The organism is Leptolyngbya sp. FACHB-541 (assembly GCF_014695875.1).
GTDB lineage: Bacteria > Cyanobacteriota > Cyanobacteriia > Elainellales > Elainellaceae > JAAUTN01.
Genome location: NZ_JACJPC010000072.1, coordinates 37,754 through 50,991 on the forward strand (window position 1 = coordinate 37,754; position 13,238 = coordinate 50,991).

Below are 13,238 nucleotides of genomic sequence, written 5' to 3' on the forward strand. Positions count from 1 at the left end.
AATTGAAGTAACTTCTCCAATACCTATATCCTGTCCCATTCCTCTACCCTGTCATGCCCTTAACGCTCTATAACACCCTCACTCGCCACAAAGAATCTTTTGAACCCCTAGAACCCGGCAAGGTCCGGATGTACTGCTGCGGCGTGACCGTTTATGACTACTGCCACCTGGGTCATGCCCGTTCGTATATCGTGTGGGACACAGTGCGGCGCTATTTGCAGTGGCGTGGCTACGACGTGCGCTATGTGCAAAACTTTACCGACATCGACGACAAAATTCTGAATCGGGCAAGGGCTGAAGGCTCCACCATGCAGGACGTGGCAGAGCGCTACACCCAGTCTTACTTTGAAGACATGGCTCGGCTCAACATTCTTGAAGCCGACGCATATCCCCGCGCTACGCATACCCTGGACGGCATCAAACGTCTGATTCACGAACTAGAGCAAAAAGGCTATGCCTATCCTGCAGAGGGCGACGTTTACTATACCGTGCGAAACTTTCCCGAATACGGCAGGCTATCGGGACGCAGGCTCGAAGATATGAAAGCTGGGGCAAGTGGTCGAGTTGAAGCTGATCCCGAAGCACAAAAGAAACAAGACCCGTTTGACTTTGCGTTGTGGAAAGCAGCCAAACCTGGAGAACCTGCCTGGGAATCCCCCTGGGGAGAAGGTCGGCCGGGTTGGCACATTGAATGCTCGGCAATGGTGCGCGAAGCGTTTAGAACCCCAGACGGAACATTAGCAGACACAATCGACATTCATGTCGGTGGCGCTGACCTGGTGTTTCCGCATCATGAGAATGAAATCGCCCAATCAGAAGCAGTTACAGGAAAACCGCTAGCGCAGTACTGGTTGCACAACGGCATGGTCAATGTGGGCGGCGAAAAGATGTCCAAATCGCTGGGCAACTTCACCACAATCCGCCAGCTTTTAGATGCACCGGATGCACCAGACCCAATGGCGCTAAGGCTGTTTGTGTTGCAGGCACAGTACCGCAAACCGATTGACTTTACCGAGGAAGCGATCGCCTCTGCCAAAAATAGCTGGGAAACGCTCCAGGACGGACTGCTATTTGGCTACCAGTACGGCAAACAATTGGGCTGGACAGACACAGACGATTCTTCCTTTGGCAACCCAGAGTACATGCGAATTCCTTCTGAAAGCGAAGCCGTCCAGCGCTTTCAGGAATCAATGGACGACGATTTTAATACGCCAGGGGCGATCGCCATCCTCTTCGAGCTAGCCAAAGCCCTACAAAAAGAAGGAAACTTGCTGGTTCACCAGGGCAAAGCCAGCACCGATGCTCAAATCATCCGCGAGCAGTGGCAAACGCTAGTCTGCCTTGCCCAAGTTCTAGGACTGGAAGCAAAACCCAGTACAGAGCCGCAACAAGCCGATTCCCCAACTGACGCTGAAATTGAGGACCTGATCCAACAGCGGCAGGAAGCTCGGAAGGCAAAAAACTTTGCAGAGAGCGATCGCATCCGTGATGAACTCAAAGCTAAAGGCATCATCCTGGTTGACCAACCAGGCGGTATCACTACCTGGCACCGCAGCTAAATTTCCTCTGAACTGTCCTTACACTCCTGAGCAAGCATTGAATTCTGAATTTTTGCCAAAGTGAAATGGGGCGATCGCATCGTTAGCAAACTTTGCTTTCTGAGGGGCAACCGCCCTTCACATTTACCGGACAGGCTCACTCTGTACTCGTAGAGAAGGAAAGGACGATCTGCTGCCAGTAGATTACACTGCTAGTGAGTCCTGCTAAACCGCCTGTCTCAGGGAAAAAGAATGGACACCAAACTAGAACTGATGTTCGATCACGCCGAAATCAGCAATGTGGTCAATCGGTTTGCCAGCAGTCTAGATTTACAAGATTGGAATCAGTTTCGTTCTTGTTTCTTGGATGAAATCGAAGCTGACTACTCCGACTTACGAAACGAGCCTGCGATCAGAGTCAAAGCCGACGATTTTGTCGCGTCAAGACGCACTGCCCTTAGCAGTCTCAAAACTCAGCATCAGTTGACTAACCTCAACCTGACGATTGAGACAGACGAAGCGACCTGTGTGTCCTGTGTCGTCATTAACCGATTTCACCCCCATTACACGGGTGTGAACCGCTTTAACACGCACGGCTATTACATCCACACGCTAACGAGAACGCCTAAAGGCTGGAAAATCAGCAAAATCAAGCAGATCGTTTTCTGGAACGAAGGCAACCCCCATCTGCACAGCGCTGTTCGGCAAATGGCAGCAAAAGGGCAGGGGTAGTTTTAGCGAGTCGTTAGTCATTGCCCGTAGAAGCAATGCAAGGCGACACAGAAGCATTGTTGTTCGTCACATCAACAATGTGGGGTGATGCAGAAGCATTGTTTGCCTTCACATTAGCAATGTTTAGATGGTGGCACCCGAAAGACCGCCCTTACAGGGCTTGCATCTTTGAATCCAGATTTGTAAGTTTAGCCTCGTCCTCAGGCTCTGCCTCGTAACGAGAGACGAGAGAATCCGCAATCTTAATGACAAGAATTGTGCTTTGATTCAGATGGCGGCACATCCAATGCAGGATTTGCATCAAAAAATCCGACTGGCTTGAGGACAAAACCGCTGTAAGCAGTCGGCATCACCGGATAGTCTTCGGGACGGGGAATATGGTGATGTCCAAAGGTGTACCACACCACTACATCTGTATTTTCAATTGAACGGTTTGCCTGGGTCCACTTTGGTAAACCTTCACCACCAGGATGCTGATTTGGGTATTCACCTGCCGAAAAGCGCTCATCTTCGGCGTAAGGCGTAACCCACAAATGTTTCGTCATGAATCCAGCTCGTTTTAGAATTGGGGATTCGGGATGAGCGAACGGCAAGATATTGTCGCCGGGAATGATTTTGTAACTGACAGGTTGCCCTAAACAGTTTTGCACAGAAGGATTGACGACCTTCCAGTAGCGACCTGCTAGCGGATCAATAATTCGCTGTGCTTCCAGTTCCGTTTTAAATAGGGTTGAGGTGGCGAAGAAGGCATTGCCATAGGGATTGTCTGCTCCCATGGGCTCGGCTTCGGTATTCACCTCGTAAACGGAGTTGTTGCCGCCGTCAATGTCAAAATCTAGCCGCAGACTAAAGAAATGTTGATGGTTTAGAGCATTTACCTCTGGCGCAACAAGCGTGCCATATTTAGGAACATCTCCCAACGCACCACATAGGAGAATGCCTGTCAGCTTCACCTCATACTGAATCGTGCCGTCCTGGTAGAAATACCAGAAGAAACCGTACTCGTAGTTATCTACGGTGCAGAAGAAGGAAACGACAAGACGGCGCGATCGCCTCACCTCAACGCTATCCAATCGCCAATCTGTATGCTTCCACAGAACGCCAAAGTCCTCCTCATGCATACAAATAGCGTTCTCGATGATAGCCACTTCGCCTCGGCTATCGGTCATTGCCGCATCAAAGTAGCGAATTTCGCCCAAACAATCGCAGCCATAGCGAAGCGAATTAGTCAATACGCCTACGCCATGTTCACCCACGTCAAAAGCATTTTTGCGAAAGTGCTGCGATCGCGGATCACCATAAGGCACCACCATTTCAGCCAGTGATGCACGATAAAGAATCGGGCGCAGCTTGCCCTGGTCTTCATAGCCAATGGTATGTAGCACCAATCCCTCACGCGGCGTAAAACCGATGCGAAATTGCCACTTTTGCCAGCGCACATGATGCCCATCTACCTCAAAGCTTGGGCCTTGCGGCTGAGTGATTTCTAACGGCTTGATATCCGTCCGCATTGGGGATACAAACTCGGCGGCATATTCCCCTGGCTCTGGCGGCACAGGCACAACGCCCATGTCTTCAATCTGTAAGACCTGCATTTTGTTCAAGTCAACGACGGGAACAAGTCCATCAATGGGGCGAGAGTAAAAGTTGCTGCTGGGCGTGGTTCGCACGTAGCAGAGACAGCGCGATAGCCGAATGCCGTCTTCTCCCGGTAAACCAAAGTGACCGATCGCCCACGGGTCAACGACAACCGACTCTAGAGGAATGTTGCGCTTGGCAATCGCCGCCTGAAACTCCGGGTTGGCTTTCACCGCTGCCTCACACTCCGACAGTTCATCAGGCATGATGTTGGGCTGCACACCTGGAATGTGCTGCCAGGAGGTAACCGTGTTGCTAGTGAGGGAGGCGATCGCCTCATAGGTCGCCCCTGTCGCGTTGTCTAGCAAAATCAAAAATGCTTCTCGCTCAACCGAGCTACCCGGTTGATAGCTGAGAATCACTGGCTTGGGTGGCTCCTTTAGCACCACTGCCGGAAAGCGAAACTGATCACTCAACTTGCGTTCTGCCCTGACAATTGCAACCGCTCTGGCAATTTCTTCGGGAGTCAAAGGCTCCAGTGGGTGAACAGGTGTAGTAGATGAAGTGGAAACATTAGCCAGATCATGGGTGGTAGTCATAGTGAGTCATCTTGTCGCCGAATAGATATCGTTCTGTGGCAGGTTTCAGTGCCATTCTTGCTGTAGCGATTCTACAAACTTTATCAGAACTGTCTACGCAGCGTTGTTCCGTAGAGATGGTGCAGACAAAAGCAGGTAAAGATATTACCTAAAGCTTGCAAATTGCTGATGCCTTGAATACCAAATACGTCAATTCGCGTTACATTTTATTTCACTTAGATCACAAGAGTAATTCAAATCTGCAAAAGTAAAAGTATATTCATAGCGCATTTTTAGGAATAAGGGGGAGAATAAAAAACGAGTTCAAAATCTTAGTTTATTCAATAAAAATTAGCCGTGTGGAGTCTAATCCCAGTAGCTTTTCGTACTGGGGAAATACAGATTTTTTAGTTTTTATGCTGTCAGGTTCCCTCGATTCTGTCATTGCAGATTTCTTGTTGGGTTAGAAGATCAACGTCTCTTTTAACTGTAAAAAATCTGTAGATTCTCAAGTGAGCTTTAAGAGGCGATCGCAATAGCTGCCTGATCCCCGCCCCCCGTGGGTTTGTAAAAGTTTTGCTAGAATGGGAGACTCTGCGAAGTATCATTAACATCGTCACTTGATGTTTGTCCGTTAACATTGTCACTTTTTAACGCCTCAATAACGCCTCATTGCTGCCCCTCATAGCCCTTCTGAGCTTAAGTTGACCGATTGCATTATTTGCCGTCTTCAATTTTCGAGATGACTTGATACCTGCTAATTTGCCTTCATTCAAGCCGAGTAGTTTCTATTGGGCTGATGTTGGCGATCGCAAATAATGCCGTAGCAATTTGCTATAGGCATTGGTTTAGCTGCTTAAGCTAACTTGCTGCTGAATTCATCACGGCAAGCAGTTTGTGCTGCTAGTTTTCGCTGTGAATGATTAGGTTTAACCTGAGCGATTGTTTTTGTAAGAGGCGATCGCATTTCCCAATTTATTCAGCACCCATTCAGCCTTTTGGAATAGCACCAACTCCCCAAGTCCTTGATCCAAACCTCTCCACAAGAAGTGCTCAAGAAACGGGTAAAAATGCCCGACCAAGCTACACCAAAATAAGGAATTAAATCATGCCTAAGTTAAACCCCTTTTTCCGCCGCTGGTTGCCTGTCGTTGGCGTAGTTTTACTAGCCGCTTGTAGTAATGGCACCCCCGCTGACGACACCTCCGAAACCGCAGCCGAGAGCGAATTCGCCGCTGCTAAAGACTGCATGAACGTGGGCATTCTCCTACCCGAATCAGACTCCTCCGCTCGATATGAAGCCTACGATCGCCCCTTGTTAGAGCAAGAAATCAAAGCGGCTCTGCCCGGAGTCACCATTCAGTACGCTAACGCCAACAACAACGCCGCAACTCAGCAAAACCAGGCAGACGCAGCCCTAACCAAAGGCGCTTGCATCCTCGTTGTTGACCCCAACGATAGTGAACAGGCAGCAGTCATTGTACAACAGGCAAAACAAAGCGGCGTACCCGTAATCGCCTACGATCGCCTGATTCAAGATCCCGACCTCGCATACTACGTTTCCTTTGATAACAAGCGCGTCGGAGAATTGCAGGGACAATACATCGTAGACCAGCTCAATGCTGGTAACTTTGGTCTGCAAGAGGGAGCCAACCTGGTTATGATCAACGGTTCCCAAACCGACAACAATGCGCTGCTATTCCGTGAAGGAGCCGTCGAAAAACTGCAACCGCTGGTCGATAGCGGCGACCTCAACCTCGTGTTTGACCAATACACCCCCAACTGGGACAACGCCAGAGCGCAATCTCTGATGGAGGGCGTGCTAACCAAGGAAGAGAATAATGTTCAAATCGCTTACGTTGCCAATGACGGTATGGCAAATACGGTAATTGCAGCATTGCGGACACAAGATTTGAATGGGAAAGTTCTCGTCACTGGGCAAGACGCAACCCTCACCGGAATCCAAAACATTCTCACGGGCGACCAGGCAATGACTATCTACAAGCCAATCATTGAGGAAGCCCGCGCTACTGCCCGTCTGGTCGCAGCCCTCAGCAAAGGTGAAGACACAGACTCGATCGTCAACGGCACCACTGAAGTGATTGGCGGCGCACAGATTCCCTCCGTTCTGGCAACGCCCGTTATCGTCGATCGCACCAATGTTGAACAAACCGTGATCGCTGATGGCTTCTTGAGCAAAGAAGAAATTTGCAGCGGATTGCCCTCTGGTGCAGGCGGCGTTTGCCCGTAAGACTTCACCCTCATCCTCAATCCCCGCCTCATAAACAGGGCGTGCAACTTTCCAAACCTTCTATGGAACGGCCACTGTGGTTGGGTGCAGCGAATGCGGAACCCAACAGCATCAAGTTAGACGAACGTTGGGTTCCGCTATGCTCCACCCAACCTACCTCTCCCAACCTACATCTGAGGATGAGGGAATTTATGTTTTGCAGTCAGCAAGGGTAAAGCCTTTTCATTTCAACTTACTCAGGAGGGTTAACAAACAATGACCAGTTCAGTGTCGGCAACGTCGGATAACGCTTCCGTCAACAGCAAAGTTCCCCGCCTCCAGCTCAGAAATATCAGCAAATCCTTCGGCGGTGTTCACGCCCTCAAGCACGTAGATTTTGAGGTTTACGATGGCGAAGTGGTTGCCCTAGTGGGTGACAACGGCGCAGGCAAATCAACCTTGATCAAAACCATGTCGGGTGCCTATGTACCCGACGAGGGAGAAACGTTAATTGATGGTCAACCCGTCACCATCGGCAGTCCCCAAGACTCGACCCGATTGGGAATTGAAACGGTTTATCAGGACCTAGCACTGTGCGACAACCTGGATGTGGTTGCAAATCTCTGGCTGGGACGGGAAGCTTACCGTGATTTGGTTCCTGGCTTGCTGCGGGTGCTAGATGAAACCGAGATGGAACGCCAAACGCTCGACGTACTGAAAATTTTGGATGTAAAAATTCCTTCAGTGCGGTCAGCAGTGGCCTCTCTCTCAGGCGGTCAACGTCAGTGCATTGCTGTCGCCAAAACAATCTTGCGCCAGCCGAAAGTGGTGCTGCTAGATGAGCCAACCGCTGCTCTGGGAGTGGCTCAGACTCGACAAGTTTTGAATCTAATTTTGCGGCTAAAAGAGCGGGGTCTAGCGGTTGTAGTGATCTCGCACAACCTGCATGACGTATTTGAAGTCGCCGATCGCATCATCGTCATGCGTTTAGGACAGCGGGCAAATACGTTTGATGTCCGCAGCGCTACCCGTGAACAGGTAGTTGGCGCAATTACTGGGGCTACGTCTGAGACAGCAGTTTAGGGATAGCACGACTTACAGAGGATATTAATTTTATGAAAAGCTTGGATCGGGACACCCCTCAAGATCAGGATCAGTCCGGCAGTCAAGATGCCCTGGTACATCAGCCAGCTACAGCCGCTCCGCGTGCCCGGTTTAATTTGCGATCGCTAATGCAGGGTGATTTGGGCTTTATTCCCGTCATTCTGACGTTGGCGCTCATTACAATTTACTTTCAGCTCACTACCAGTGGCGTATTCCTACAAGCCCGAAATCTATCTAATCTAACCCAGCAAATTGTCACCATTGGCATTCTTAGTATTGCAGCAGTATTAGTGCTATTGCTGGGTGAAATTGACCTGAGTTTAGCGGCTGTCGCGCAAGCTTGCGCCGCAATTATGGCAACGGTCTCGGTATATCAGGGCTGGAATCCTTGGCTAGCAATACTAGCAGGGCTATTGGCAGGCGCACTGATTGGACTGCTTAACGGATTCTTTATTGCCGTGCTGCGAGTGCCGTCGTTTATTGTCACGTTAGCAGGGTCGATCGCCTATTCAGGGTTGCTACTCGTGGTAATGGGACGACAAACCACGTTAGTCGTGCGCGATCCGGTGATTCGTTCACTCGCTCCAACTTATCTCAACCCAGTTTTGGGCTGGGGAATTCCGCTGGTGTGCTTAGGGCTGTATGCGCTGGGCGTATGGTATGAACGACGCAAGCGATCGCAAGCTGGTTTGTCCGTTCGGCATTCCTCTCAAACAGCGCTACAGCTTGTTGGAGCAGCAGCCGTCACAATCATTCTGATCTTCCTATTTGAGTCTTACCAGGGCGTACCCCAAGCCGTAATGATTGCGTTAGGTCTGGTGCTGGTTTTCTGGATCGTTCTACGCAAAACTCCGTTCGGGCGGCACCTCTACGCGGTTGGCGGCAACGCAGAAGCCGCTCGTCGCGCTGGAATCGGGGTCGTTCGCATGAAGATCACTGTCTTCATGCTGGCTTCCACATTAGCGGCTCTTGCAGGAATCATGATGACCTCCCGCAGTACAGCCGTTGCTACGCAAATTAGCTCAACCCTATTGCTGAATGCGATCGCCGCTGCCGTAATTGGTGGGGTCAGCTTATTTGGCGGTCGGGGTTCCGTCTGGGCGGTAGTTCTAGGTGCATTGGTAATCGGCAGTCTCGACAACGGACTAGACCTACTCAACCAAGATCAAAGCGTCAAGAATATTGTTCAGGGTGCCGTGCTGTTACTGGCAGTCACCGCTGATGCAGTTGTGCGTCGTACCGGGCTCAAAGGGCGATAGCTGAGATTAGAGTGGGTTTAGTTGCTTTAGTAGCGCAGCAAACTTTGAACGTTGGGTTCCGCTGCGCTGCACCCAACCTACGCAACCACCAGATGATGAGTTGGTAGGTTGGGTGGAGCAGAGCGGAACCCAACACCTTAAACTCGACGTGCTACTACAGAGTTAAAGCAAACTTATTAATGGAACAAGGGGCTTAAGTCCCTTGTTGCCTTACATAGGCTGCGGCTAGCGGGGCAAGTCTGTCTTGAATTTCGGTAGTAATACGGCGATCGCCCTCTGTCCACACCCTTGGCTGCTGAAAGACACAGGGTTCCAAAATGCCGTACATCAGTCCCTCATGATAGAGCGGTGCGTGAATCAGCGCTCGATGCTGAAATACGTCTCGCTCGTAGTCAAGGTTGACAATTTCAGGGCCAGCCGTCTCAATATCTTCAACAAAGACAGGCTCAGCCGTGCGAAAAGCGATCGCCATCAGCGGATCTTTACTGGCAATATCGCCTTCTTCTAGCCAATCCGAGCCTGACAAATCAGCCCATTCAGGACTGGTGCCCCAACAGTGAGTGATTCGCCCCTGTCCCGTTTGGGGGTTGCGAAGATAGAGAAAGCAGCGATCGCAGCGCCACGCCCGACACAAAGCAGGCATTAACGCTGCGAACACCGCATCTAAATCAGAATTTTCTGCAAAAACGGCTTGCAGAGGTTCAGGCAATTCCCAGTTAGTAGAGGAATTGGTCATTTTTTCTTTTTCTTCTTGGAAACACTCTGGTTCTCGCGCATTTCTCGCTCTCGGCGACGGCGATCGCGCCATTCAATCGTTGTCAGGTAAGCAATGCCACCTGTGAATGCAACCATTAACCCCAGAGCAGTTACAGCAAGAATCCCTAAGGGAGACGTTTCAAAGCCCATAGCTGATTACTGGCTTTCAACTCAGTTGATTTTGTTAATCCTTAGAATCCGTTACGGCCCCAAACCACCATCGTGATGGAGAACGTGAAAACGACTAGCAGCGAAACCCAACCCAAAGTCAAAATATCCATAGCGTTATGTGAAGCCAAAATGTGAAGGTTCAATACATCTGGAATTAGATCCAGAATTTCTCCAGAATCTATCATAATTCAAATCGCTAGCCCTTTCGCCGCTTCCCTTAGAGTTCAGCGTCCCTATCGCCTATCGCCAAATGAGTAGAACTCATGTTTTCATAGCGGTTAGCTACACACGTTTTCTCTACCGGCTTCCCCACTAACTCATGAGCCTAGCCCAGAAATATCGCGATCGCTTTGCCGCTCAGCGGGGGAGTTTGACAATCTACTTAGCAGTCGCTGCTGCTTTTCATGGTGGTATGGTGGCAGGCGGCATCCTTCCTTGGCAACCGATAGAGCCGCCAGACTTGGCAGTGGAAGCGATAGAACCAATTGAGTTTGTTTATTTAGAAACAGAAACCGAGACAGAGCAGAATAGCGATCGCCGCTCTAATATTGATGCGATCGCAGGCGGTGAAGCGAAACCAAACCTGCCTATAGCAGCCGGAAAGCCCGGAATCGAAGAATCCTTAAAAGAAAACAGCACCACAGACAACAAATCAATCGCGCCGCTGCTTCCACCCCCCGTCTCACCAGGGAGAATTGTTCCAGCTTCTAGTCCTGCAAATAGCGGTCAGGGGAAAGCCACTGAAACCGAAACCGAAGTAAAACCAGATTCACCACAGTCCACTTCAGAGCTATCCGATACCCCCAACCCTGAAGCTGCTGAAGCTCCGGATATTGCACCTGCTAATTCAAATGACAGTGCCTTTGCAAGATTGCCGCAGCTAGAAGCTGATTCGTTCTCACCGAACTCTACAGCGCCAGATCCAGGTTTCAATCCGCTTGAACAAACCGCATCGTCTGAATCGGACTTGCCGAATCAGCCAGACTCGTCACAAACTTCCGACTTGCCTACGTCAAACTCACCCGCATCAGACTTGCCCACTTCCCCAGATCAAATCGCAGATCAAACTGCAGCCCCGTTTGAAGCGGCTCTGAATCTGGGACAAGAGTTTGCCCAAATCGCAAATTCAAACCGCACAGCCTCTAATGAGTTTGGCATTGATGCTGAGCAAGACCCGATTTGGGGAGACTATCTGGCTGAGATGAATCAGCAGATTGAGCAACAGTGGCAGCGTATCCAGGTCGATGTCGATGCAACGCGCTCTGTAAAAGTCAGATTTACAGTCGATCAGTCAGGTGAACTGACTGAGTGGGAAGTAACGCAGCCCTCTGGACTGGCGATCGCCGATGAAGCGGCTATCCAAGCAATCCAGCAATCTGCTCCCTTTGAGCCACTTCCCCCTGCCGCAAATCAGCAACCACTCACCCGCACGCTGACTTTTTACTACAGCATTCGCCAGCCTGAATCGGTTCAGTAGGCATCGCTGATGCGGGCGAATATATAGCTCTAATACTGACTCTCTATGGCTGCATATTTTGGAATGTGCCCCGCGTACGCGGGGCACATTCCAAAATATGCAGCTTCATGTAGAAACGGTATAGGGAGAATTCGTATAAATTTGCTTTTCTATTCAGAAAGCACAACGTCTTGCGTTACAACAACTTTTGCAACGTAAGTCGGAAGAACAGGATCAGGGGCGATTACCCCAACAGGGGAACTGCTTCGCATCGCCTCTAGTTCGTTGAGCTCAAAAGCCTCCGGTTGCCAAAGCGCCACATCCTCTAAACTCCAGACTGGAGAAAAGGGTGGGATCGCCAGAGAACAAGCCTTCCAAGCGCCGTGAACAAGTACACCCAACTGCCGACATTGACCACCACGCCGACCTTGAGGCACATAGTTTTGGCAGTGCCGACAAGCTGAGATGGCAGAATCCTGTTTTCCCATGGGATCTTGTGTGAGGTTATTCTTCACCCCCATTCTCATCTTTGAATTTGTTTGGTTTTAGCTAGATAAAAGTTCTAAAGCCTTTGCCTGAGAAGTTTGTAGCGATCCCGAACAAAAAATAGAATTTAGATTATTTTTAGGTTCCAGTTAAAAACTCAGAAATATTAAAAACTTTTGTATCAGTTTTAGCAGAGTAGATAAGGTTATCAGTTCTTCCTCAAACCTCACGGGGATCAATAGGAAACCAGAAAGACGAGTCTTATTTTTAATTTCCTACCTACCCTAAAAAGGGAAAATTGCCTAAATCTAGGACCAAACTTCATCTGAATTTAATCTTTATGAGAGCACACCCGTTAGAGATGTCTATTTGTAATTAAATGTTCTGCTTTAAATGCTCGAAAAAATACGGTTGTTGCTTTAAAGAATCGAGCGTTATGAGGTTAATTCTGGGTCTATTCAAAAAAGAGGTGTGTAAATTTACGGGCTTACCATTGCTTACTAGCGCAAAGTGAGCAAATAGACCATCGCTCTAACTCTCCCTTGGGCGTTGGACAACGGCAGCTAGGGCAGAGCGGCAAGTGCTGCGATCGCGTCTGCATTACCTCAGCCCAATGTCGAAATGCCGAATCTGCATCCTGACGTTCTGACTGAGCCTTTGCCCTGGACGCAGCAAAAGGATCAGCAACTCGGCTAGGGTGTCTTTGCCAGATTTCGGATGCATCTTCCTCCATTGAACTGTTGCCCCGGTAGGGTTGCCAGTGAGCTGTAGAGAAACGAATGTCAGAAAGAGCGTAGGGCAGGTGAGCACTCAATTTCTCTAGAATCCGCTGTCGCTCAAAGGTAAGATTATTTGCCCAAACCGAGCTAGAGGTAGCCACATGCAGCACCCGCCGCTGAATTGAAACTGGACGAGTCTGAGCAGCGACAGCCGGGCCAACCACCTGAAACCAACAGGCAAGCAGTTGTTGAAGCTGCTGTCGCGATCGCCAACCCTCCTGGCTTTGCAAAGCACCTAAAACGTGATGCAGAGATTTAAGCGACATATATATAGTCCTAATACAAAGCCTACAGAGTCCTGAACCTTTGGTGCCCTAAACTGGACTGTGCGAGAAGCTTAGCCCCTGTATGATGCGTCTCACAAGCCGTTCAGGATGGTTTTCTTCCATGAGAATCAGGCTTTAATTTAACTGGAAAAGCTCGAATCGGCTGCAAATTTCGGGACTGATTTGATTTTTGTGTAAGTGCGGGCAGCATGCCCGCACTTACACAAAAATCTGAACACTCTCCAAATTTCAGATTAGAATTGGGCGCAAGATAGGGCTGTAGGCTGCGCCATCTTTGACAGCGG

12 protein-coding genes are annotated in these 13,238 nt (G+C 49.7%); 6 read left to right on the forward strand and 6 right to left on the reverse strand.

Translation table 11 applies throughout. The annotated features are described in order from the left end of the window. The first annotated feature begins 53 nt into the window (after nucleotides 1–53). Together cysS and H6G00_RS16095 are read left to right on the forward strand one after the other, a co-directional pair. Nucleotides 54–1,559 (forward strand): cysteine--tRNA ligase, encoded by a 1,506-nt coding sequence (gene cysS / locus H6G00_RS16090; protein WP_190797527.1) that lies wholly within the window; start codon nucleotides 54–56, stop codon nucleotides 1,557–1,559. Between the two features lie 231 nt (nucleotides 1,560–1,790). Continuing rightward, on the forward strand, nucleotides 1,791–2,270 hold the full coding sequence (locus H6G00_RS16095; protein ID WP_190643555.1) for a nuclear transport factor 2 family protein: 480 nt from the start codon (nucleotides 1,791–1,793) through the stop codon (nucleotides 2,268–2,270). Nucleotides 2,271–2,512: 242 nt separating this feature from the next. On the opposite strand, the gene H6G00_RS16100 is transcribed toward H6G00_RS16095, so the two are convergent. Next, on the reverse strand, nucleotides 2,513–4,447 hold the full coding sequence (locus H6G00_RS16100) for a primary-amine oxidase (protein ID WP_190797528.1): 1,935 nt from the start codon (nucleotides 4,445–4,447) through the stop codon (nucleotides 2,513–2,515). Nucleotides 4,448–5,534: 1,087 nt separating this feature from the next. Between H6G00_RS16100 and H6G00_RS16105 the strand changes: the two genes are divergently transcribed. From H6G00_RS16105 to H6G00_RS16115, 3 genes are all read left to right on the forward strand, one after another. Beyond that, the gene (locus H6G00_RS16105; RefSeq protein ID WP_190797529.1) at nucleotides 5,535–6,677 is read left to right on the forward strand and encodes a sugar ABC transporter substrate-binding protein; all 1,143 of its coding nucleotides are present in this window, start codon (nucleotides 5,535–5,537) and stop codon (nucleotides 6,675–6,677) included. Between the two features lie 255 nt (nucleotides 6,678–6,932). Further along, nucleotides 6,933–7,739, forward strand: a complete 807-nt coding sequence (locus H6G00_RS16110; RefSeq protein WP_190797530.1) for an ATP-binding cassette domain-containing protein — start codon at nucleotides 6,933–6,935, stop codon at nucleotides 7,737–7,739. 32 nt (nucleotides 7,740–7,771) lie between these two features. Next, nucleotides 7,772–9,019, forward strand: coding sequence for an inner-membrane translocator (locus H6G00_RS16115; protein ID WP_190643560.1), 1,248 nt, complete (start codon nucleotides 7,772–7,774; stop codon nucleotides 9,017–9,019). A gap of 193 nt (nucleotides 9,020–9,212) precedes the next feature. Here H6G00_RS16115 and H6G00_RS16120 read toward each other — a convergent pair whose 3' ends face one another. The 3 genes from H6G00_RS16120 to petN are packed head-to-tail and all read right to left on the reverse strand — an operon-like array spanning nucleotide 9,213 to nucleotide 10,056. Further along, nucleotides 9,213–9,755, reverse strand: coding sequence for a GAF domain-containing protein (locus H6G00_RS16120; RefSeq protein ID WP_190643561.1), 543 nt, complete (start codon nucleotides 9,753–9,755; stop codon nucleotides 9,213–9,215). Further along, nucleotides 9,752–9,925: a hypothetical protein gene (locus H6G00_RS16125; protein ID WP_190643562.1), complete on the reverse strand. Its 174-nt coding sequence runs from the start codon at nucleotides 9,923–9,925 to the stop codon at nucleotides 9,752–9,754. The genes H6G00_RS16120 and H6G00_RS16125 overlap by 4 nt, the downstream gene beginning before the upstream one ends. Before the next feature lie 41 nt (nucleotides 9,926–9,966). After that, nucleotides 9,967–10,056: a cytochrome b6-f complex subunit PetN gene (gene petN / locus H6G00_RS16130; protein WP_190643610.1), complete on the reverse strand. Its 90-nt coding sequence runs from the start codon at nucleotides 10,054–10,056 to the stop codon at nucleotides 9,967–9,969. Nucleotides 10,057–10,265: 209 nt separating this feature from the next. On the opposite strand from petN, the gene H6G00_RS16135 reads away from it, so the two are divergent. Further along, nucleotides 10,266–11,423: an energy transducer TonB gene (locus tag H6G00_RS16135; protein WP_190643563.1), complete on the forward strand. Its 1,158-nt coding sequence runs from the start codon at nucleotides 10,266–10,268 to the stop codon at nucleotides 11,421–11,423. Between the two features lie 149 nt (nucleotides 11,424–11,572). On the opposite strand, the gene H6G00_RS16140 is transcribed toward H6G00_RS16135, so the two are convergent. Next, a complete protein-coding gene (locus tag H6G00_RS16140; protein ID WP_190643564.1) occupies nucleotides 11,573–11,890 on the reverse strand; it encodes a hypothetical protein in 318 nt (105 codons plus the stop codon). Between the two features lie 485 nt (nucleotides 11,891–12,375). Then, nucleotides 12,376–12,933 carry a DciA family protein gene (locus H6G00_RS16145; protein ID WP_190643565.1) on the reverse strand — a complete coding sequence of 186 codons (558 nt, stop codon included), beginning with the start codon at nucleotides 12,931–12,933 and terminating at the stop codon, nucleotides 12,376–12,378. Nucleotides 12,934–13,238 lie beyond the last annotated feature (305 nt).